Annotated in this window: 20 protein-coding genes; 8 read left to right on the top strand and 12 right to left on the bottom strand. The window is 45.1% G+C overall.

Translation table 11 applies throughout. The features are described 5' to 3' along the window. Positions 1–42 precede the first annotated feature (42 nt). On the bottom strand, positions 43–3,120 hold the full coding sequence (locus AC1DP6_RS17070; protein ID WP_477055908.1) for a tetratricopeptide repeat protein: 3,078 nt from the start codon (positions 3,118–3,120) through the stop codon (positions 43–45). A 285-nt stretch (positions 3,121–3,405) separates the two neighbouring features. Here AC1DP6_RS17070 and AC1DP6_RS17075 point away from each other — a divergent pair, with 285 nt between their 5' ends. The 4 genes from AC1DP6_RS17075 (at position 3,406) to AC1DP6_RS17090 (ending at position 7,014) form a co-directional block, all read left to right on the top strand. Continuing rightward, the gene (locus AC1DP6_RS17075) at positions 3,406–3,813 is read left to right on the top strand and encodes a DoxX family protein (RefSeq protein ID WP_441574599.1); all 408 of its coding nucleotides are present in this window, start codon (positions 3,406–3,408) and stop codon (positions 3,811–3,813) included. A gap of 42 nt (positions 3,814–3,855) precedes the next feature. Continuing rightward, entirely contained in the window at positions 3,856–4,272 is a 417-nt protein-coding gene (locus AC1DP6_RS17080) for an acyl-CoA thioesterase (RefSeq protein WP_477055909.1), read from the top strand. Between the two features lie 107 nt (positions 4,273–4,379). Continuing rightward, positions 4,380–5,627 carry a CinA family nicotinamide mononucleotide deamidase-related protein gene (locus AC1DP6_RS17085; protein WP_477055910.1) on the top strand — a complete coding sequence of 416 codons (1,248 nt, stop codon included), beginning with the start codon at positions 4,380–4,382 and terminating at the stop codon, positions 5,625–5,627. Between the two features lie 70 nt (positions 5,628–5,697). Then, positions 5,698–7,014, top strand: coding sequence for a dihydrolipoamide acetyltransferase family protein (locus AC1DP6_RS17090; protein WP_477055911.1), 1,317 nt, complete (start codon positions 5,698–5,700; stop codon positions 7,012–7,014). Positions 7,015–7,193: 179 nt separating this feature from the next. Here the strand turns inward: AC1DP6_RS17090 and AC1DP6_RS17095 are convergent, their stop codons facing one another. Beyond that, entirely contained in the window at positions 7,194–7,514 is a 321-nt protein-coding gene (locus tag AC1DP6_RS17095) for an RNA recognition motif domain-containing protein (protein WP_079468754.1), read from the bottom strand. A gap of 253 nt (positions 7,515–7,767) precedes the next feature. On the opposite strand from AC1DP6_RS17095, the gene AC1DP6_RS17100 reads away from it, so the two are divergent. Then, complete coding sequence (locus AC1DP6_RS17100; RefSeq protein ID WP_477055912.1) at positions 7,768–8,487, top strand: hypothetical protein; 720 nt, start codon at positions 7,768–7,770, stop codon at positions 8,485–8,487. A 5-nt stretch (positions 8,488–8,492) separates the two neighbouring features. Here AC1DP6_RS17100 and AC1DP6_RS17105 read toward each other — a convergent pair whose 3' ends face one another. The 10 genes from AC1DP6_RS17105 to AC1DP6_RS17150 form a co-directional block, all read right to left on the bottom strand. Then, positions 8,493–9,110, bottom strand: a complete 618-nt coding sequence (locus tag AC1DP6_RS17105; RefSeq protein WP_477055913.1) for a DUF4230 domain-containing protein — start codon at positions 9,108–9,110, stop codon at positions 8,493–8,495. 151 nt (positions 9,111–9,261) lie between these two features. After that, positions 9,262–9,765 (bottom strand): cupin domain-containing protein, encoded by a 504-nt coding sequence (locus tag AC1DP6_RS17110; RefSeq protein WP_477055914.1) that lies wholly within the window; start codon positions 9,763–9,765, stop codon positions 9,262–9,264. A 39-nt stretch (positions 9,766–9,804) separates the two neighbouring features. Beyond that, a complete protein-coding gene (locus AC1DP6_RS17115) occupies positions 9,805–10,260 on the bottom strand; it encodes a GNAT family N-acetyltransferase (RefSeq protein WP_477055915.1) in 456 nt (151 codons plus the stop codon). A 54-nt stretch (positions 10,261–10,314) separates the two neighbouring features. After that, complete coding sequence (locus AC1DP6_RS17120; RefSeq protein WP_477055916.1) at positions 10,315–11,157, bottom strand: DUF6597 domain-containing transcriptional factor; 843 nt, start codon at positions 11,155–11,157, stop codon at positions 10,315–10,317. Positions 11,158–11,303: 146 nt separating this feature from the next. After that, positions 11,304–11,483: a hypothetical protein gene (locus tag AC1DP6_RS17125; protein WP_477055917.1), complete on the bottom strand. Its 180-nt coding sequence runs from the start codon at positions 11,481–11,483 to the stop codon at positions 11,304–11,306. A 230-nt stretch (positions 11,484–11,713) separates the two neighbouring features. Then, a complete protein-coding gene (locus AC1DP6_RS17130; RefSeq protein ID WP_477055918.1) occupies positions 11,714–14,560 on the bottom strand; it encodes an alpha/beta hydrolase family protein in 2,847 nt (948 codons plus the stop codon). Between the two features lie 75 nt (positions 14,561–14,635). Then, entirely contained in the window at positions 14,636–15,514 is an 879-nt protein-coding gene (locus AC1DP6_RS17135) for a DMT family transporter (protein WP_477055919.1), read from the bottom strand. An 80-nt stretch (positions 15,515–15,594) separates the two neighbouring features. Further along, positions 15,595–16,335, bottom strand: a complete 741-nt coding sequence (locus AC1DP6_RS17140; RefSeq protein ID WP_477055920.1) for a polyprenol monophosphomannose synthase — start codon at positions 16,333–16,335, stop codon at positions 15,595–15,597. Positions 16,336–16,407: 72 nt separating this feature from the next. Next, positions 16,408–17,181, bottom strand: coding sequence for an exonuclease domain-containing protein (locus AC1DP6_RS17145; RefSeq protein ID WP_441574585.1), 774 nt, complete (start codon positions 17,179–17,181; stop codon positions 16,408–16,410). 33 nt (positions 17,182–17,214) lie between these two features. Further along, the gene (locus tag AC1DP6_RS17150; protein ID WP_477055921.1) at positions 17,215–18,576 is read right to left on the bottom strand and encodes a UDP-N-acetylmuramate--L-alanine ligase; all 1,362 of its coding nucleotides are present in this window, start codon (positions 18,574–18,576) and stop codon (positions 17,215–17,217) included. Positions 18,577–18,885: 309 nt separating this feature from the next. On the opposite strand from AC1DP6_RS17150, the gene ytxJ reads away from it, so the two are divergent. From ytxJ to aroQ, 3 genes are all read left to right on the top strand, one after another. Next, on the top strand, positions 18,886–19,218 hold the full coding sequence (gene ytxJ / locus AC1DP6_RS17155; protein WP_477055922.1) for a bacillithiol system redox-active protein YtxJ: 333 nt from the start codon (positions 18,886–18,888) through the stop codon (positions 19,216–19,218). 110 nt (positions 19,219–19,328) lie between these two features. After that, positions 19,329–19,910: a UbiX family flavin prenyltransferase gene (locus AC1DP6_RS17160; protein WP_441574582.1), complete on the top strand. Its 582-nt coding sequence runs from the start codon at positions 19,329–19,331 to the stop codon at positions 19,908–19,910. 37 nt (positions 19,911–19,947) lie between these two features. Further along, a complete protein-coding gene (aroQ, locus tag AC1DP6_RS17165; RefSeq protein WP_441574581.1) occupies positions 19,948–20,373 on the top strand; it encodes a type II 3-dehydroquinate dehydratase in 426 nt (141 codons plus the stop codon). Positions 20,374–20,986 lie beyond the last annotated feature (613 nt).

The following is a 20,986-nucleotide window of genomic DNA, read 5'->3' on the forward strand; positions in this document are numbered from 1 at the left end:
TGTTGCGCTTAAATGTCAAAATTCCAACATCCGGAATGAATGTTATTTCTTCGGTTTTTTACCTGCTGCTTTTTCTTCTGCTTCTGCTTTGGCCAGTTTATCTTTTGCTTCCTGTTTCAGTTCAGGGATAGAGCTGTTGGTAACGATACTCTGGTAAGTAGCTTTTGCATTGAAATAGTCCTGTTGACGGGTATATACATCACCCAGCAGAATATATGATTTAGCCACCCAGAATTCGTAGGAGGGGGTATTTTTAATCACATCAAAACCTGCTTTTTCAGCGGCGTCCAGTTCATTCTGTTGCAGGTAGCAGTCCGCGATACTGTAGCGGGCTTCTGCGCCTGTTTCAGATTTTGTCATGCCGGCCACTGTTTTGAATTCAGCCAGCGCAGCTGCGTAATCTTTTGCCTGTTGCAGTGCCTTACCACGATAGAAATGAGCGATGATCTGATCATCGGTGCTGATATTAGCAGCAGCCAGTAACATTTCGGCGTAGTTGGTTACTTCATCCCAGTGTTTCAGCTGATAGTTGCTACGGAGTAATCCCCTGGTGGCAGAAAGACTGTTTTCTTTGCTGGTGGCCAGGTCCTGCAGTTGCAGGTAATAGGTCCGTGATTTTTCATAATTTTTTTGCTGGTAGAAGTTGATATTAGCCGCCTGCAGTGCAGATCTTTCTGCATACAAACTGTTGTTGCGGGATAATACAAATTCGTAAGCTGGCAGTGCTGCCGTATAGTCTTTATTGTTATACGCGCATTCTGCTTTATAGAAGTAAGCCGGTAAGATAAACTGACCGTTTGGATATTTCTGGATGTAGTTATTGAATCCGTTGGTAGCGCCTGCACAGTCGTTGCTGGTAAACCTGGATTCTGCTGCTGCATAGGTGAGGGAGTCTTCCGCAGTAGCCGTTACCGTTCTGCCACTGGCCTTCAGGAAGGCGAGGTAGTCGTCGGTTTTGCCCTGGCTTACATAAATAGACTTCATACTTTGCAGTGCTTCGTTGGCTTCAGGCGAGCCCGGGAATTTTTCCACTACCTGGCGGTAATAGGACAATGCTTTGCTGTCGTTGTCTTTGTTATAATAGCTTAGTCCCAGTTTGAGCAATGCCCTTGGTGCGTTAGGACCGTTAGGCTGCTTTTGTAATACATTTTCCAGGAAAGGAATGGCTTCTGTATATTTTTCTTCTGAGAGATAAGTATTGGCGATTTCGATATCTGTTTCGTTATTGAAACCGGAGGTGGGGAACTTATTACCCAGTTGTTTGAGCAATGCGAGTTTCTCTGCTTGTTTTCCCTGCAATCCCAGGATGACAGCTTTCTGATAGGTAGCGTAGTCGGCGCCTGGTTCGTTGTTGTTGATGATGCGGTCGTACAGCGACAGTGCTTTAGGGAATTGACGCAGCATATAGTAGCAGTCGGCGCTGCGGAGGGCTGCATCGGTAGCAATGCGCTGTGCATTGGGGCCGCTGGTTTTTTGTGCGGTTTCGAAATAAGGCAGTGCTTCTGTGTATTTGTTTTGTTTCAGGAGACTGTAACCCAGGTTATAGCTGGCCGTTTGTGCGTTGGCTTCACCGGAAACAGGCGCCGTGGTATTCAGATAGGCGTTCAGGTTAGTGATAGCCTGGTTGTTCTTATTCTGACGGAGGGCAATTTCTGCTTTCCAGAAATGAGCCAGTTGCTTGATCTGCGGATCGTATGGGTTGCTGATAGCGATGTCCAGCAGGCGGTCGGCTTCTGCCAGTTGCTGATCATTGATCAGTTGTGTGGCACGGCCATAGGCTACTTTCTGGTAGGCCTTCAGTACTGTAGGATTTTTATCGGTAATCATTTCAATCGTAGCCAAACCATCTTTATAGTTGTTGCTGTTCATGAAAAGGTTCACCAGTATTTCCCGGGCTTCTTTGTTATAGGAAGACTGTGGGTATGTTTTTACAAATTGTGTCAGTTCATTGAGTGCGGCATCCGGGTAGCCCAGTTCATAGGATAATTTACCGTAGTTGAAGCGGGAAATTTCCTGTTGCTGTGCATTGGAGCTATTATTGGCGCAGAAGGCAAAAGCGTTGCGGGCATTGGCTTTCTGACCGGTGCGCAGGTAGCAGTCGCCCAGCAGGTACATAGAGTTTTGTCCCAGCGAGTCTTTTGAGCTGCTCAGTTGTTTGAAGCCGGTAATCGCTTTACTGAGGTTATTGGTTTGGTAGTAGGCGTATGATAACTGGTAGATATCTTCATTTCTCACTTCATCTGCATTGTTCTGGAAGTCCTGCAGGTAAGGGAGTGCTTTCTGGTAGTTCTTTTTTTCGAAGTAAGCCTTACCCAGCAGTTGTTTTAGTTCAGCCTCGTAGTATTGACCGCCTTTTTGCAGCAGGGGTTCTGTATAGGCAATCAGTTGATCTGTTTTGCCCTGGAAGTAATAAATTTCAGCGATGTAGTAAGGTACTACGTTGCTGTATTTAGGTTCGCTCACTACTTTCTGGAAACTGTTGAGGGCTTCTCCGTACTGGTGATTGTAGTAGGCGATGAAGCCATAGTAGTAGTTGGCAGGCAGACTGTATTTGCCGGGTACTTCCTTAATAGAAGAAAACAGTGGCTGTGCTTTTTTGAAGTCTTTCAGGTTAAAGTAGCAATAGGCCAGTTCGAATTTAGCTTCTGCAATTTCTGCATTGGACAGGTTTTCGATATTGGCTTTCTCATAGAGGGGAATGGCCTCTTTGAGTTTATTCTGGCGGAAATAATATTTTGCCAGCTGGTAGCTAACGAGTTCTTCACGGGCGTTGTTATTGGCCAGTTTCAGAAATCTCAGCGCCTCTTTTTCTGCATTGTCCTGTTGCAGTTTGAGTGCGCAGATGGTATAATAGTAGAACGCATCTGTTTTTACCAGGTCGCGGTTTGTTTCATGGAAATAATCGATGTTATCAATTGTTTGCTTGAAAAGCTGCATGGATACCGCATATTTTTCCTGCTGGAAATATTGCTGGGCATCCTTGAATACTTTTTCCGGGTCTGTATATACGCGTGTTTGCTGTGCCTGTGCTGAAGGCATCCCTGCCAAACCTGCGCCTGCAAAAGCCAGGAGCGATAAGTACAGATGTCCGGGAATAAAAACTTTTCTTATGAATTGCATGCTATAGCTGTTATTTCTTGAATATGCGTTTAAAACGAATCCCGGGAGGAAATATTTTCCAGCCGGGGAAGTACTCTGCGATGGCCTGACCTGATAGGCAGTTTCTTATGTCTATGCTTCTGAAGCGCTTAGTGCGAAACGAATCAGGTGGTATCAGCAAATATAAAAGTTATATCTTTTCTTTTCCGATTGCGTTTCCAACAATGTGGATAACTCCGGAAGCAAGGCAAAGTCTATTCATTTATCTTGCGAAAAATAATTTTTAGTACAAAAACCTTACCTACTATGAGAAAACTGTTCTCAACCGGTTACACAAATGGCGCCGTAAGTTTTTCTATGCTGGTACTCCGACTGGTATTCGGAGGGATGATATTGATGCACGGCTGGCCCAAGCTGATCAATTTTACTGCCAAAATGAATTCTTTTCCGGATCCATTGGGTGTAGGTCACAAAATTTCTTTGGGTATGACGGTATTTGCGGAGGTGTTTTGTGCGGTATTACTGATCATGGGACTGTTGACCAGACTGGCTTCTATCCCATTGGTGATCTGTATGAGTGTGATTATTTTTATGATCCAGGCGCATAAGCCCCTCGATGAAAAAGAATTGCCTGTTTTTTTCCTGGCAGCCTTTGTAACATTGTTGTTTACGGGGCCGGGTAAATTTTCGATCGATGGCGCCCTGGGCAAATAAAATTTTCAAGTAARCGTTTTGGGTATAAAATAGCGAGGAAACATGTTTATCAGTACAACAACGATCAGGGTGCGTTATGGTGAAACAGACCAGATGGGATATCTTTATTATGGCAATTATGGGCTGTATTATGAGGTAGGAAGGGCGGAAGCCATCCGGGAGCTGGGTTTTACCTACAGAGAGCTGGAAGATCAGGGTGTTATCATGCCCGTAGCAGAATTGAATGTAAAATACCTGCGGCCGGCATATTATGATGACCTTATAACGGTAAAGACTACACTCCGGGAGTTGCCGAAGAGTTCTAAGATACAGTTTCACAGTGAGTTGTATAACGAGAAGAATGAATTACTGAATGTGGGCGTGACCACACTGGTATTCATTGATGTGAATACAAAGCAGAAAGCCGGTTTGCCGGAAGAGCTGAAGAAGAGATTAGAACCGTTTTTTAGCAGCTTTTAGCAGTTAGTTTTTAGCTTTTAGGCAATGCAGCGGAGAGGGTATTATGTTAATCTTCGCTGCATTGCCTAAAAGCTAAAAGCTAACTGCTAAAAGCTTAAATCTCATATATGGATAAGATCACAACCAGCATTATTACTATTGGGGATGAATTGCTGATAGGACAAACGATAGATACCAATTCTGCCTGGATAGCGCAGCAGTTGAATGCAATGGGGATATGGGTCCACCGGCGTGTAGCCATTGGCGATGTGAAGGAAGATATCCTGGAAGCGTTGGCCCGTGAGGCAGCTGTTTCTGATATTGTATTAATTACCGGAGGGTTAGGGCCTACGGCAGATGATATCACCAAGCCCACGCTTTGTGAGTATTTTAATACCAGGCTGGTTCAAAATGAAGCGGCCCTCGAAAATGTGCTGCATATTTTTGAAAGCCGGGGATTGGCTTTACTGCAGCGTAATCTTGATCAGAGCCTGGTACCGGAATCGGCTACTGTGATTGACAATAAAAGGGGAACTGCACCAGGAATGTGGTTTGAGAAAGACGGGAAGATCTATGTATCTATGCCCGGCGTGCCGCATGAAATGCAGGGAATCATGGAGAATTATGTGTTGCCACAGTTGGGAAAGCATTTTGATACCCCTGCAGTAATACATCAGACATTGATTACTTCCGGTATGGGAGAATCATTTGTTGCGGAGCGGCTGACCGCTTTCGAAGTAAAACTGCCGGCACACGTAAAGCTGGCGTATCTGCCCAGTTATAGCCTACTGAAGTTGCGGCTTACCGCATTTGGTAAGGATAAGTTATCGGTAGCAGCAGAGGTGAGTATCCTGTTTCATGAGTTGAAGGATTTGGTGGCGGATATAGTGGTCACCGACCGGGATATGACGATGGGAGAGGTATTGGGACAATTATTAAAAGAAAGGGGTAAAACCGTAGCTACGGCAGAAAGCTGCACCGGTGGACTGATAGCCAGCTGGATTACAGCTATTCCCGGCAGCTCTGCTTATTTTAAGGGAAGTGTGGTGGCGTATGCATATGAGACAAAAGAGCAGGTGTTGGGCGTAAAGCCGGAAACGTTGCAAACACAAGGTGCTGTAAGTGAAGCGGTAGTGAAAGAAATGGTGGCTGGTGCGTTATCGCTGCTGGACACCGACTATGCTATTGCGGTATCCGGCATCATGGGACCTGATGGTGGTACCCCGGAAAAACCGGTAGGTACGGTATGGGTTGCAGTAGGAAATAAAGACACAATTAATACTGTAAAGTTTCAGTTGCGGTATGACCGGGAACGGAATACGCAGATGACCGCGGTTTACGCTATGAATGAGTTGCGCAAACTCATTCTGCAATAGGGATATTGAGTCATTTTGAATTGCTACAATTCCCTTATTTTTGTTGCGCACTAAAGCAAAAATCAATCTTATGGCCATTGTAGAATTGGTAATGCCAAAAATGGGGGAAAGCATCATGGAAGCCACCATTTTGCGTTGGCATAAAAAGGCGGGCGATCACGTAAAAGTAGATGAAACCGTACTTGAAATTGCCACTGACAAAGTGGATAGCGAAGTACCTTCTATTGCAGAAGGAGAGATCACGGAAGTGCTCTTTAATGAAAATGATGTAGTGGCAGTAGGTACTGTCATAGCCCGTATTAATACCAATGCCGATGCAGCGGCGGCTACTGCACCTGTAACACCTGCAGCTCCTGCGGCTGTTTCTGAGCCGAGATTTACATCGGCGCCGGCACACACACCTGCTGTTGAAACCGCTGTTTCTGCTGGTGGTGCTAAGTTTTATTCTCCCCTGGTACTGACCATTGCACAACAGGAAGGTGTCAGCTTTGCTGACCTGGAAAAGATTCCGGGCTCCGGCAACGATGGCCGTGTTACTAAAAAAGACATCTTACAATACGTGGCAGACCGCCGCGAAGGGAAAGTGGTAGCGGATGTAACACCGGAACCAGTATCTTCTGCGGTATCCCGTCAGCCGGTAGTCACCAATACCACTGTTGCATCGCCTACCTATAGTGGCAATGTAGAAATCGTGGAAATGGATCGTATGCGTAAGCTGATTGCCAATCACATGGTGATGAGCAAACAAACCAGTCCGCATGTGACCAGCTTCGCTGAAGCCGATGTAACCAACCTGGTGAAATGGCGTGACCGGGTGAAAGGTGATTTCGAAAAACGTGAAGGAGAGAAGCTTACTTTTACGCCCCTGTTTGTAGAGGCTATTGTGAAGTGTATCAAGCGTTTCCCGTTGATCAACTGCTCCCTGGACGGTGATAAAATTATTATTAAGAAAGATATCAATATAGGAATGGCTGCGGCTTTACCAAGCGGTAACCTGATCGTTCCTGTGATCAAAAATGCAGATCAACTGAACCTGGTAGGCCTCACCAAACAGGTAAACCACCTGGCTAATTCTGCCCGTCAGAATAAGCTGAAGCCGGAAGATACCCAGAGCGGTACTTTTACCATGACCAACGTAGGCACTTTTGGTAGCCTGATGGGTACACCTATCATCAACCAGCCACAGGTAGCTATCCTGGCGGTAGGTGCTATCAAGAAACGTCCAATGGTAATAGAAACTGCGGAGGGAGATACGATCGGTATCAGGCATATGATGTACCTGTCTATGTCTTATGATCACCGTATTGTAGACGGTTCCCTGGGCGCTACCTTCCTGAGTGCAGTAGCACAGGAGCTGGAACATTTTGATCCCAAGAGAGGAATTTAAATAGCTTTTAGCTGTTAGCTTTTAGCTTTTAGGAAAATGCAGCGGAGAACATAGTAATATGTTTATCTCCGCTGCATTTTGCTAAAAGCTAAAAGCTAACAGCTAAAAGCTATTTAAAAGTAAAAAGGCGCTCGTTAGAGCGCCTTTTCCAGTTCCTTTGTGCCGAATAAAGGGGATTATTAATAACGACGGTCGCGGGAACCATATCCTCCGCCGCCACGGTTATTACCACCGCCACCTTTGAAATTATTATTCGGTTGTTTAGGTCTTGCTTCGTTTACCATCAATTGCTTACCTTCGATTTCGCTGCCGTTCAAACTATCCATAGCCTTTGCTCCTTCTTCTTGATTAGGCATTTCCACAAAGCCAAAACCACGTGAGCGGCCAGTTTCGTGGTCTTTGATAACCTTAGCGGAGGTAACCTCTCCAAAATCGCTGAAAATCTGATGGAGATCCTCATCGTTCAACCTATAGTGCAGGTTGGCTACGTAAATGTTCATGATAACTGAAATTAAAAAAATGAAAAATAATATACTGAAGTTATGAAAATTACGCTAATAAAAAAGTCAGCTTCAAAATATTTTTGTTAATACCCTCTTTTTTGCTACCATATTACTATGTTAGATCCTTTGTAGTGTGAAGTTTGACAGGCGTAGAAATATTATTTAAAATACTGCTCTATTAACAAAAAGCGCTCCTTTTTGCGGTTTTTTTTTCGTAAATTCAGTACATGATCCATTAAATTTAATTGCTATGGGAGCGTTAAGTGAAACCTGGTTTGCTGATGGTTATATTGACTTTGAGCTGAAGAAATATACCCTATTGGCCTATTTACAGGACATCAATCATTACTTCACACAAAGCAAGCTGTACCCCCAGTTATCCGACATTATTTTTCATTACAACAACCTGGTAGCCTTTCGGGATAACAAGCAGTTTTTGCAACAGCAGTTTCCCAAACGGCTCACGGCCATTAATCTGCAAAAGCTGGAGCTCTTATATGAACAGCTCATTGCAGACGATGAGTTAATGGAGGAGTTGGAAACGATCATTCAGTATTCTTTGCCTCAGCTAAACAACACTATTAAAGAAGGAGCAGAGATTTACGAGTATGTAGCCGACAACCTGAGCATTTTCCCGGTGGGGCTTGTTCCGCTTGAAACAGCGGAAGGGTACCTGCTGCTTTGCGATGGACGTTGCAGTCATACGCTGGTGTACACTTACCGGCTCACCATCTTCGAACGGCACGATGAAAAGTTTCGGGGTATTCACACACAGTATGTGCAGGAATACAAAAAGGACTTTGTGCATACCATCGGGCATATTAAAGCGATGCTGATCAGGGAGCGGAACAACTTACCCAACCCTGCAGTGTATTGCGCGGAAACGCCCCTGGTAGTGCCGGTAGATGAAACGTTGTTACCTGTTGCGAAAAGAAGCCTGGTAAAGTACATTGCAGAACAGGCGGCGTAGGGAGCCTACTTCAGTTCAGGCAGCTTTGTTTCGCCATCGTATTGTATTTCCAGGGTATGATCTTTTAGAAATGGTGCATAATACTGCTCCATTACTTTCCTTATTTTTTCTTTGGACTGCTGAATATACAGCGCGTTATTTTCCAGTTGAGCGCGGGAAGTCTGGTACAGCTTTTTTTGTACATCGGTATAGGTTTCATCGTCCTGTGCCAGCAGCCAGCCTTTGCGGTTGGACGTTTCCATCCTGTCCATTTTCAGCTCATAGCTGAGCAGGTGGGGAGCCGGCAGATGGATAATGATCTTTTTATCTGTGAGCTGTACTTTAAACAGCTTGTCGTCTATATTAACTCCGAATTTAGCCTGGTAAGGAATTGTTACCCATACCGTATTTTCCAGGAAAGTCTTCTTCAGATTATCGGTCCAGTCGCCGTTGTTTTCGATATTACTTCTTTTAATGCTGGCAGATCCCTGTACATCCAGGCTGGCCAGTTCCGCAATTTCCTTTACAATAGTGCTGTTGGATATCACCTGCTGACTCACATTGGTACTGCCAAAACGTTTGCCCAGCCAGAATATCAGGACGGCTAATAAAACCAGTATAACGAGGTAGAAGATTTTTTTCATACCTGTAAATTAATAAAAAGTTGGCAGCTGACAGCGAGTAGCCGTGGCCGTTACGGCAGGAGGGGAGCCGGTATGGTAAATTCAGGGAGGCAGGTTGCCATTCAAGATGATAACCTGCCGTTATAGACGAAGTTTGTTATTGCTGTTGGCGTTAGCTGGTGAGACTGTCTATCAACGCGGCATGTTCCGGGTAGGCAGCCTGCAGGGGCGCTTTTTCTGCCAGTTCAAAGTCCGCGAAATCAAACCCTGGCGCCACAGTGCAGCCGGTGAGGGCATAGCCTCCGGGGACTTCCACGCGGGAGGCAAACCAGTTACCTGCGGAGATGATGACCTGTAAGTTTTCGCCGTTAGCGATATCACGTCCTAGTTTGTGTACCAGGAGCTGACCACCCGGAGCTATTTCGTAAATAGTGAGGGTATGCCCATCATAAAAATGCCAGATTTCATCAGCCGCAATACGATGGAATGCAGAGAATTCTCCTTCTTCCAGTAAAAAATAAATGCAGGTAGATGCATTACGGTTGCCGGTCATGCCCGCCGGCAAAGTAGTCATATCCAGTACCCACTCAGAACGGTAGGTTTCACGGAAAGCACCTCCTTCCACATGGGATTGCAGTTTGAGTTGTTCACGCCAGTGCGCTGCAGAATATTGCATAGATGCCTGTTATAACAGTAAGTTAAACAAAAAGTATGGTTATTGTTCTTTTTTCGTGTATGCGTCCGGGTTGTGACGCTGCATAAATTTTTCCGGGTTAGGAACGTCTGTATAACCAAACTGCCGGTATAATCCATGGGCATCTAATGTAACCAGCAGCATGCGTCTTAATCCCTGCAGGTCGGGATGGGCTGAAATGGTGTGCATCAGGAATTTAGAGAGTCCTTTACCGCGGTAGGGTTCCAGTATATATACATCTCCCAGGTAGCCAAAGGTAGCGCCGTCAGTAATGACCCTGGCAAAGCCTATTTGTTTGTTTTCATGAAATACGCCAAAGCATAAAGATCCTGTTACGGATTTTTGAACGATATCGAAAGGGATGTTTTGTGCCCAGTAAGATTCTTTGGACAGGTAATCGTGAATAGCGTTCAGGTCAAGCCGCGTTTTATCTGAGGAGATATGATATTCCCCTTCATGTACGTCAATGGTTTCCATATTCAGTTAGCATTAAGCTCACTAAAATAAGGTAATATTTTTATTCCGGAAATATTAACTGGCTACTGCCACCTGGTGCGGGCCTGTAACCGGCATATGTGCAATAGTAGCGGCTGCAGCGGGTGCAAAGTAAGAAGGTGTTTCGTGATTAAATAACAGGTAATCCTGTATAAACATCGCCTGATTGTAATAAGCAGTAGCGGTAATAGGCGTTTGCCATTCCGGCAAATTTAACTGCCGCAGAGAGCTCAGTGCTGTTTTATACCGGATCATCCTCGCAAACAACTGAGGCGGAATACCTACTACGGTGCTGAATATACGTTCCAGGGTAGGACGGGAAAGTCCATATCGGGAGGAGAGTTCAGGTACTTCCACGTTGCCCTGCATAATCAGCATGTAGTCTACCATATCATCCACGGCTTTAAGGTTATCTGTCTGTGCTGTTAATGCCTGCAGACAAGCGTTATCCAGCAAGGTTTCTACTTGTTTTGGTTCCTGAATATGATGTAAGTTGTTGAGCAGTTCATCCCATAGTGGTTGCCCCGTAGCTGCCAGGTTGCGATAATAGTTGGTGAAGCCGGCCGCATCGAGTCCCAGCAGGCGATGACACCCGTAAGCATTTAATTGTACCACGGCAACTTTTACCGGTCCCTGAACCTGTAACTGACAGGCGCAGGTAAGATGCCCCAGCACCGAAGTGGCAGGTAAGGCAAATGCTCTGTGGTTCAGTGGTTTAATTTCCGCTTTCCCTTCCAGGATGAATACCATGTACTGATCGCCAAGAGCAAACAGGTTTTGTGGCAGCTGAATTGTTCCCCGGGTATTATCTTCCCAGAAATAATATTGCTTTACAAAAGGACGTAATGCATCCGCAGGATGATAGATATGGAAGTTCATAGGTACAATAAATGTGGTGTTAAGGGATATCGCTATCGCTGCAAATTCACACCATACGCTAAAGTGGCGATGTTATTGTAAATATATGTTAAATGTTTTATATTATGAAAAATATATTTGAGGAGGGGGAAGAAGCCCTGGGGCCTCTATTTTAATTTTTTTAATAGATCTTTTGCAGGGACCTCTATAGGGTTGCCCTTTCCATCAGATACCACCAGTGTCCCATTTTTAGCAGCAGTGGTTTCAACAAGTTTGCGCATGGCTATTCTCAGGCCGCGCATTACTTTTTCCGATAAGATTCTAAGCTCTTGTTCTTTGCTGTCCATACGTTTTATATTGTTATTGATTACTCCAAAGATTTAAAATCCATCCGTCATGTTGGTTATCCAAACCTTAAACTTTTTGTATTAACAAAAAGCTATAATCCGCTACAGCAGCAATTTGCAGCATGATTATAAATATGATAATTTAATTATTACCACCTCTCTCTATACAAACAAAAAACGCTACAAACCCCTCTATCAGGCGCTTGTAGCGTTTTTTTACGATCATGATTTTACTGTTGCAGATCCCAGCCCCAGTTAATTCCCTTCTCTGTTGCAGGTACACCGCTTTCCAGCCATTGTGGTGCTGGCGCGCCTTTCAGGAAGTGATCAAAGAACTGTTGCTCTCTGCGTTGAATATCTTTACGGTTTTGACGTTGTATCAGGTTATGTGCTTCGTTGTTATAGTTCAGCAACCAAACGGGCTTGCCTAAACGCCGTAAGCCGGTGAACATTTCAATGCCCTGGTACCAGGGAACTGCGCCGTCTGCGTCGTTAGACATAATCGCCACCGGCGTAGTAACGCGGGGCAGGTTAAAGAGCGGAGAGTTTTCTATGTAGAGCTCTGGCTTTTCCCATAAGGTAGCGCCGATACGACTTTGTGAGTGTTCGTACTGGAACTGCCTGTTCATGCCGCTTTCCCAGCGAATACCACCATAGGCGCTGGTCATGTTGGCCACCGGAGCGCCTGCCCATGCTGCCTTAAACAGGTTGGTTTGCGTGATCAGGTAAGCTACCTGGTAGCCGCCCCAGCTCTGTCCCTGTATCCCCATATTTTTGCCGTCTGCCCAGGGCTTTTTAGCCAGGTCTTCTGCTGCACTGACAATATAATCGTAGGCGCTTTTGCCCGGGTAGCCGTTTTCATAGCTGATATCCGGTGTAAATACGAGGTAGCCGCGGCTAACAAAGAACGAAATGTTCAGCCGGGATGGGGTAGGTGCGGGGGCCTGATAGCTATATAAACCATCTGTTAATTTCTCATAGAAATAGAAGATAACAGGATACTGTTTTGTAGCATCAAAATTTTCCGGTTTATAGAGAATACCTTCTGCTGGTTTACCGCTGAAGGTAGTCCATTTGTACAAGGAAGCAGTGCCCCAGTTATAGTCCTGTTGTTGAGGATTGGTATGACTGATCCGGGTTGCCTGCGCAATATTATCTCCTGTGAATATATCGGGTGATAATTCATAACTGCTCTTCGTGAGCGTATATATTTTTGCGTCTTTTGCCTGCTGTAAATCTGTATAGGAATAGGGGCCTAACACAATTTGCCTGGCTGCCTTTATTTTCCCGTTTTTACCTGGTAATTCCTGTTGGTAGAAGCCGTTATATTTGGTGCTGTCCTGGAATGCAGTCAGCATCAGGCTTTGGCCGGGTGTGAAATATTTTTCTTCCGGATTGAGGCGGAGGTAACGGAAGCGTATTTTTTCTTTGCGACCAATACTTTGTGTAAGATTCACCGGTGATTTTTTACCGGAAGGATCTGTTTCCCAGATATCGTAGCGATCGTAGATATACACCGATGCATCGTTTGCCAGCCATCCTGCTATGCCGTAGGCCTCAGGTACATCCGGATGATCATCTTCTTCATCATACACTTTGGTAGGAATGCCTTTGCTGATATTTACAGTAGCACCGGTAGCGTTATCGTAGCTGAACCATTGTCTGTTTACCAGGTCGTACCAGATGATATATTTTCCGTTGGGAGAGGTGTAAAAGCTACCGTCCAGTTTTTCTTTGATCTTTTTTCTCGTGCCATCATTTACGTTTACGAGGTAAGCGGTTTTCAGGGTGCGGCCTACCCATTGCATGGGCACGCGTTCTCCTTTATCCGTATAGCCGAGTGCGTTAGGACTGTTTCCTTCTGCCGTGGTGATCACGGTTTCCAGGTCTTTATCACTTAGTTGTACGATCCGGTTGGCACCAGGGTAATACACGGCGGCGTAGCTTCTCTTCAGTTCTTTATCTGCATTTTTTAATTGCATGGGCTGCAGATAGTCATCTTTATAATTCCAGATATCCACTTTTGCCACTTCAAAATCTACTACGTTAGTATCTTTCACGGGTAGTATGGGCGCGGTACCAAAGAAGAGGCGTTGACCGTCTTTGCTGAAGTATATCGTGCTGTTGGAGCTGATGGTCCAGTTAGCGGGGATGCCGCTGCTGTTTTTGCCGGCTGCTTCCCGGGCACTGTCCTGTCCGGATTTGAAGTAATAGAGTTTATAGAATTGTTGTAAAGCTTTTTCTCCATCGGGTGTACCAAAATAGGCGGCCTGTTCCCCTTTTTCATCGAAAGCAAATTGTTTGTAGTCGGTGTTGCCTCTGCTGAGGGTATCTGCTTTACGATTGGCGGTATGCCACAGGAGCACGCCGTTGCGGGAGAGGGAATCTTTTTTCTCTGCAGCTATTTCTACCAGCAGTTGATTACCTGGTTTGCTGAAAGTATATTCCTTTACATTTTTTATGGAGTCCTGTTTGCCGGAGAGCAGTTGCCGGATCACCAGGGTCCCGCTTTCTGTGGTGCTGGCGGCGGCTTTGTCCTCGTCGGCACGGTCGGTGTCGGCGATGGTTTTGGCGGCTTTATTGCCTTTTGCTTTGGCGGTATCGGCGGCTGGTTTTTCCAGCAGGTATGCCAGTAAGCCGCTACCTTTTTCCGGTGTTTTAAAAGATTTTACTGCAGGAAATTTCTGGATATCCGGCTGTCCCAGGGTGATGACGGCCAGGGAATCTTTGGGCATTTCAGCTGCTTTCTTTTTTTTGATCTTCGCTTCGCGGGTATCTTTAAAAAGCGGTTTAATGCTGCATATCACGTAGCGGGAATCTTCTGTAATCACCGGGTTGCTGCCACGTGGAATGGTGGTGGTCTGACCTGTTTTGCGGTCATAGATCAGCAGGTTGGCATCACCTTCCTGAACGAGTACTGCATACACTACCCACTGTCCGTTGTTACTGATCAGTTTAGTGCCAATGCTTTGCCAGCTGTCGTATACACTGTGATCCAGCGGCTTTTTTGCAGGTTGTTGCGCATAGGTAAAAAGGGCAGATCCCAGGAGGGATATCCCTAAAAAAACTTTTCTCATAGCTGCTAATGTAATAATTAAATGGCTTTTAGCCCAACGGAGTGGAGCAGCGGTAAGTGCTTTTTTATAAGTGGTTTAATGGGTGGTGGTTTTGCCTTTTACCACACGGAGCATCTGCAATCCTACCGATAGCACAATACAGGCCAGGCCGGCATAGAAGGCGTTGTTCAGGAACTTATTTTCATGAAAGAGTACAAAGGCCATCACAATGCTGTACACCGGTTCCAGGTTAAAGCAGAGGTTTACCGTAAAAGGTGAAATCTTTTTCAGTGCATTCATGCTCAGCAAATACATGAGTACCGTACAAAACCAGGCCAGTACCAGGAGGTAGAGCAGGTCCATGGATGATGGCAACACAGAGGCTACCGGGAAACTATAGATATAAAAAGGCATGCCGATGGTCAATACTACCAGGCCAGCCGACAGTTCATAAAAAGTGATGGTAGCCGTATCGAATCGTTTGATCAGGCGCTTGTTAAATACAGTAAATAATGCCGCAAACATCGCGGAGATAATACCCAGGATAATGCCGGTGCGATATTGGGTATCGAAATGGAAAATGAGCAGAATACCGAGCAGGGTGAGCATGCTGAGGAGCATTTCTGCTACATCGAAACGGCGTCTGTTGATCAGTGGATCAAAGATGGCGGTGAACAGGCTGGTCATAGAAAAGCAGATCACGCCGATAGATACATTGGAGTATTTGATGCTGCCGTAAAAGAAGAGCCAGTGCAGCATTACTATTACACCGGTGCTGCCGATGGGTAAAATATCTTTCCAGGGAAGTTTTTTAAAAGTGCCCTGGATACGGAATAAAATATATAGGGTAATAGCTGTAATCAATAACCGGTACCATACTAACAGTCCTTCGTTCAGGGAGATCAACTTACCCAGGATCCCGGTAAAACCAGCCAGAAATACGGAGAGATGTAGCTGGAGAAATGCTTTTTTCATGAACCTACTTAATGTATTTAGGGATTTCTTCATTTGAAAAAAATGAAAAAATCCCTAAACAGTAATTTTATGTATAGTAATTAATTCTTTACTCTTACTGCATAATTCCGGAAAAGGCTTTGCCATTGTATTYTAAGAACGCCGAGAACGCCTTCTTTTACAATGCCTTTGCTCATTTTGGAATATCCTTCTTTTCTGTCTTTAAAGGTGATGGCTACTTCCTTGATTTTGAAGCCGAGCTTCCACGCCGTAAATTTCATTTCAATCTGGAAGGCGTATCCTACAAACTGTATCTGGTCCAGGTTAATGGCTTCCAGTACGGTATTACGGTAGCATACAAATCCAGCTGTCGGGTCCCTTACGGGCATCCAGGTGATCATACCTACATAGATGGAGGCGCCGTAAGACAATACAGCGCGGTCCCATGGCCAGTTTTCGGTTTTGCCGCCTTTTACATAGCGGGAGCCTACAGATACATCTGCTCCGTCTTTGGCACAGGCATCATAGAGGCGTACCAGGTCTTTGGGATTGTGGGAGAAATCCGCGTCCATTTCAAAAATGTACTGGTATCCTCTGGCCAATGCCCATTTGAATCCGTGGATATAAGCTGTACCCAGACCTTGTTTGCCGGATCTTTCTTCCAGGAATAATTCGTTGGGATGTTGCTGTTGTAATGATTTTACAATAGCGCCGGTACCGTCAGGTGATCCGTCATCCACGATGAGGACATGAAAATTCTCCTGTAGGGAAAATACAGCGTCAATGATGTTACGGATATTATCCTTTTCATTGTACGTAGGAATGATGACAAGCTTTTCCAATTCAGCAGATGATATTTTTGGACTGCGAAAATAATTCAATTCCGGCGCAAGATATGACGTTCCCTATTAACATTACATTTTTTTTAACATCATATTATGAAAGATTTCTGACAGTTTCTGTTTGGTATTGAGTGGAAAATCTGCCTTCATCATCCAGTCATAGTACTGTGGTTCAGCTTTCAGGACCTCTCTTACGGAGCGGCCTTTGTATTTGCCGAAGTTGAAGACTTCGTTTCCGCCCTGCATGACCAGGCGGCGGGCAAAGTCGATATAATCTTCTTCTTTGGTAAAATCAGCGAGGGAGTCAATATCTTCCTGTAATTGTTCGTAGCGGCCGAGCTGAGCTTCCAGTATTTCGTAGGTAGCCAGTGCGTCTGCTTCGGCGCTATGTGCGTTTTCCAGTTGTTTATCGCAGTAAAACTTGTAAGCGGCGCCGAGGGTACGTTTTTCCATGAGGTGGAAAATCCTTTGTACGTCTACGAATTTGCGTTTGGACACGTCAAATTCTATTTCTGCACGGAGGAATTCTTCTACCAGTAAAGGAATATCAAAGCGGTTGGAATTGTAACCTGCCAGGTCGCAGTTGTCCATAAACTGTTTGAGTTCGTGGGCGGCCTGTTTAAAGGTAGGGGCATCTTTTACATCCTCGTCCTTAATACCATGAATTGCTGTAGATCCTGCTGGGATCGGCATTCCGGGGTTAATGCGTTTCACTTTGGACTGTGTTGTTTTGTCTGGAAACACTTTGATAATAGCAATTTCAATGATACGATCAGAAGCTACATTGGTACCTGTAGTTTCGAGATCGATTACGGCCAGAGGCCTTTTGAGGAGCAAAGACGGCATTATATAATATTTAGTATTTGTTTATTCAGTGATTTAATTGTTCGGCAATAATTCCTTCAGTTTACTGAAATCAAGGCCATCGTATGTACCGGAACTCATTAATAACAGGTTTGTATCCTGATAGTTCTGAGCGGATAAAAAGGTTTCCAGTTTTTCCCTGTTGTGAAAAACATGCAGGTCGTTCCGTCCAAACCGTTGTGCAATCAGTTCCGGGGCAAGATCGGGCATTCTCTTGATTTCCAGGGCATGTTTGCTGTAAAATACGGCTGCTACGTCTGCAGTATCAAGTGCACCGTAGTATTGTTCCAGGAAATCAGCATTTAAACTGCTATAGGTGTGTAATTCCAGTACCGCCACCAGTTTCCGGTCGGGGAACTGGTGTTTGGTCGCTTCCATGGTGGCTTTCACCTTGGAAGGAGCGTGTGCAAAATCACGATAAATTACGCAATGATCGTTTTTAGCGACCAGCTCCAGTCTTTTAGCGGCGCCCTTAAAGGTAGCAATTGCTGCCAGGAATTCCGCATCGGATAGTCCCAGTTGGTTGCATACCAGTTTGGCAGCGTGCATGTTCAGGAGGTTATGGTCGCCGAATACTTCGAGGCTGGCCGCCTGATCGCCGAAGTATACGCGGGTAATGCCTTGTTCGATGGTATGTTTTGGCAAACCATACGGTATGAGTTTGAGGTGGCCGCCTGTGGCAGTCACCAGTTGTACGAGTTCTTCGTCCCCATCGTTGTAAATCAGTACCTGGCCGGGTTCCATCTGCCTGATAAATATGGCAAACTGTTCTTTATATATTTCGTAGGTGGGAAATACATTGATATGGTCCCAGGCAATGCCTGTTAATACGGCTATCTGCGGGTGGAGGAAATGAAATTTGGGTCTTTTTTCGATCGCAGAGGCGGGGTATTCATCCGCTTCACATACAATAACGGGCGCATCTGTAATATTTACCGATTGGGCGAAACCTTCGAGTCTGGCGCCTACGAGGTAGTCAAATGCCTGGTGATTATACTGTAAAGCGTGCATTACCATGGCGGTAGTGGTGGTTTTACCATGACTGCCCCCGATGGCTACCCGGGTTTTATTTTTGCTTTCCTGGTAGATGTATTCCGGGAAGGAATAGATTTTCAGGTGCATTTCCCGGGCTTTTATCAGCTCGGGATTGTCTTCCCGGGCGTGCATGCCGAGGATGACCGCGTCCAGATCCGGTGTTATCCGGGTGGGATCCCATCCGGTGTTATCTGGTAAAATGCCCGCCTGTTGGAGGTTTGATAGTGCCGGTTCGAAAATTTCATCATCGCTGCCGGTCACCTGGTAACCTTTATTTTTGAGCGCAATGGCCAATTGATGCATTACGCTGCCGCCTATGGCAATAAAATGTACTTTTGTCATAACGCTGGATAATTTCGGAGCATCCGAAAATTACATTGTTGTTTTTTTTAATGTATTTTCTATATTTGCAAAATAACGTTACAAAAGACGATTAAAAAAGTGGTCGTATCATATTTCCTGTGAAATTTCGTTTTAGTTATAAATTATAAAACTCCCAGTATGCAATCTTATGTAAGAATTTTGGGCTACACCTGTATGGTTTGTATCTTTGCTGTTTTCTTAACGTCCTGCGCAAGCCATCAGAAATTAGGGTGTCCAATGAAAGGGATGGCCAAGTCGCCTGCGATAGAACATAATAAAGCATGTTAAATGAATTGGAAAACGTTAACCAGCGAGGAACAACTATCTGAAGTCAATGCGGTATCAGCTCATCAGCCGGTAGCTATTTTTAAGCACAGTACGCGATGCTCTATCAGCTCGATGGCCAAAGCCAGGTTGGAGCGGGCAGCTGAACCGGAGGGGTTAACGTTTTATTACCYGGACCTTATCTCCCATCGTCCGGTATCCAATAAAATAGCGGAAATGTACCAGATACCTCATGAATCTCCGCAGGTATTGGTGATCCGCAACGGCGCCTGTATTTACAATGAAAGTCACAGTGGTATCCTGATGGATGAAATTGTTGCCCAGTCCGGGTTATAATCTTTTCTTTATTGATTTCCCGCCAGCCTGGTTTTGCCGGTTCTGGCAATAATGATGTGCTTTCAATAGCAGCAAATAGGCTAGCTTTGCATGATCAATAGCATAGCCAAATGAAACATCGTATAGTAGTAGCAGTTACCGGAGCCAGTGGTTCCATTTATGCGCGCCAGTTGTTGCAGAAGTTGCAGGCGGCGCACGAGCAATTGGACCAGGTAGCCGTAGTGATGACAGAAAATGCCAAAACAGTTTGGGAAACAGAACTGAGAGACGAAGATTATAAACAATTGCCTTTCCACCTTTATACCCAACAGGATTTCCACGCTCCTTTTGCCTCCGGTTCCGGACGATTTAATACCATGATTATCTGCCCTTGTTCCATGGGCACACTTGGAAGGATTGCCACCGGTATTTCCAATGACCTGATTACACGCGCAGCAGATGTAGTGTTGAAGGAAAGAAGAAAGCTGATTTGTGTAGTACGGGAAACTCCTTACAACCTCATTCACATAAAAAATATGGAAGCGGTGACCATGGCCGGCGGCATTATTTGCCCGGCTACGCCTTCTTTTTACAGCGTACCTACCAACCTGGAAGAAATGGCGGCTACGGTAGTAGACCGTATCATTGACCTGGCCGGCATTGAACAACAAACCTACCGCTGGGGCGGCGATAGTAATAATAAACGGGATTAATTATCTTCGTTACATTCTTCATTTCATAACCATTATCATGCAACTAGCTATTATTAACGGGCCTAATTTAAACCTGCTCGGCAAGCGTGAAACAGGCATTTATGGCAGCGAGTCATTCGAGCATTATTTTAAACATCTGCAAAAACAATTTCCGGCTGTCACCTTTACTTATTTTCAGAGTAATATAGAAGGAGAACTGGTGAACTATCTGCATGAAGTTGGATTTTCATACGATGGCATCCTGTTGAATGCAGGTGCTTATACACATACATCTATTGCGATCCGTGACGCGATTGCAGGTATTAAAACCCCGGTAATGGAAATACATATCAGCAATGTATATGCGCGGGAAGAATTCAGGCATACTTCGCTGATTGCTCCTAAATGTATTGGTTGCATCTGTGGGCTTGGATTGAAGGGATACCAGCTGGGAGTGGAGTATTTTGGAATGAACGATTTGTAGGGAATTGCCTTCGGCGCGAATTTTTGTCTTTCCCAGGATTATACGGATGTTGACGGTTTCCCGGATTTTGTTTTTAAAAGACTAAAAGCTGAGGGGAGAACTAAGCGAATTTATCCGCTTCGTTCTCCCCTCAGCTTTTAAAATCAAAAAAATAGTGGATGAAGGACTCCCATCGTTATAGTCAGCATTACCTTTTCATTATGTAGATTCCGTCCAGGCTATGCTAAGTACCTATAGTTGCAGTGCAGTAGAGGTGGACTTGATGCGGGGATGACGTCCGGATGTGTAACCGGGATGAAATAGCATCAGCAAATGGATAGAGGTGAGAAGTGGCCATAGCAGGGCCGCTTCAGGGCGAGGCTGTAGCTGCGGAAAGAAATATATTATTGAAAGAAAGCAGGTATAAAGGGTTTATTCATCAAAATATCTCCTTGGGCAAGATGGCTTTATTCCAGTTGAATGACAGCTGGATATGCGTGTGTATAGATAAGTTTGGGAAGCAATTTCGTCCGCTTTGGGTAAGTACGTTTATGAGCATATTTGGGTGCTTGCGGGGCTGCCACCGCAATAATATCGGCGGCCATGTATTTTTTGTTGCCCGATGGGCCATCTT

The organism is Chitinophaga sp. 01L420, from assembly GCF_056399985.1.

Bases quoted from the DNA above. Each gene is read 5' to 3' on its own strand.
- AC1DP6_RS17075 (WP_441574599.1), top strand. From the start codon at position 3,406: ATGAGAAAACTGTTCTCAACCGGTTACACAAATGGCGCCGTAAGTTTT.
- AC1DP6_RS17080 (WP_477055909.1), top strand. From the start codon at position 3,856: ATGTTTATCAGTACAACAACGATCAGGGTGCGTTATGGTGAAACAGAC.
- AC1DP6_RS17145 (WP_441574585.1), bottom strand. From the start codon at position 17,181: ATGCCGTCTTTGCTCCTCAAAAGGCCTCTGGCCGTAATCGATCTCGAA.
- AC1DP6_RS17100 (WP_477055912.1), top strand. From the start codon at position 7,768: ATGGGAGCGTTAAGTGAAACCTGGTTTGCTGATGGTTATATTGACTTT.
- AC1DP6_RS17130 (WP_477055918.1), bottom strand. From the start codon at position 14,560: ATGAGAAAAGTTTTTTTAGGGATATCCCTCCTGGGATCTGCCCTTTTT.
- AC1DP6_RS17110 (WP_477055914.1), bottom strand. From the start codon at position 9,765: ATGCAATATTCTGCAGCGCACTGGCGTGAACAACTCAAACTGCAATCC.
- AC1DP6_RS17150 (WP_477055921.1), bottom strand. From the start codon at position 18,576: ATGACAAAAGTACATTTTATTGCCATAGGCGGCAGCGTAATGCATCAA.
- AC1DP6_RS17070 (WP_477055908.1), bottom strand. From the start codon at position 3,120: ATGCAATTCATAAGAAAAGTTTTTATTCCCGGACATCTGTACTTATCG.
- AC1DP6_RS17085 (WP_477055910.1), top strand. From the start codon at position 4,380: ATGGATAAGATCACAACCAGCATTATTACTATTGGGGATGAATTGCTG.
- AC1DP6_RS17105 (WP_477055913.1), bottom strand. From the start codon at position 9,110: ATGAAAAAAATCTTCTACCTCGTTATACTGGTTTTATTAGCCGTCCTG.
- AC1DP6_RS17120 (WP_477055916.1), bottom strand. From the start codon at position 11,157: ATGAACTTCCATATCTATCATCCTGCGGATGCATTACGTCCTTTTGTA.
- AC1DP6_RS17160 (WP_441574582.1), top strand. From the start codon at position 19,329: ATGAAACATCGTATAGTAGTAGCAGTTACCGGAGCCAGTGGTTCCATT.
- AC1DP6_RS17125 (WP_477055917.1), bottom strand. From the start codon at position 11,483: ATGGACAGCAAAGAACAAGAGCTTAGAATCTTATCGGAAAAAGTAATG.
- aroQ (WP_441574581.1), top strand. From the start codon at position 19,948: ATGCAACTAGCTATTATTAACGGGCCTAATTTAAACCTGCTCGGCAAG.
- AC1DP6_RS17095 (WP_079468754.1), bottom strand. From the start codon at position 7,514: ATGAACATTTACGTAGCCAACCTGCACTATAGGTTGAACGATGAGGAT.
- AC1DP6_RS17135 (WP_477055919.1), bottom strand. From the start codon at position 15,514: ATGAAAAAAGCATTTCTCCAGCTACATCTCTCCGTATTTCTGGCTGGT.
- AC1DP6_RS17115 (WP_477055915.1), bottom strand. From the start codon at position 10,260: ATGGAAACCATTGACGTACATGAAGGGGAATATCATATCTCCTCAGAT.
- AC1DP6_RS17090 (WP_477055911.1), top strand. From the start codon at position 5,698: ATGGCCATTGTAGAATTGGTAATGCCAAAAATGGGGGAAAGCATCATG.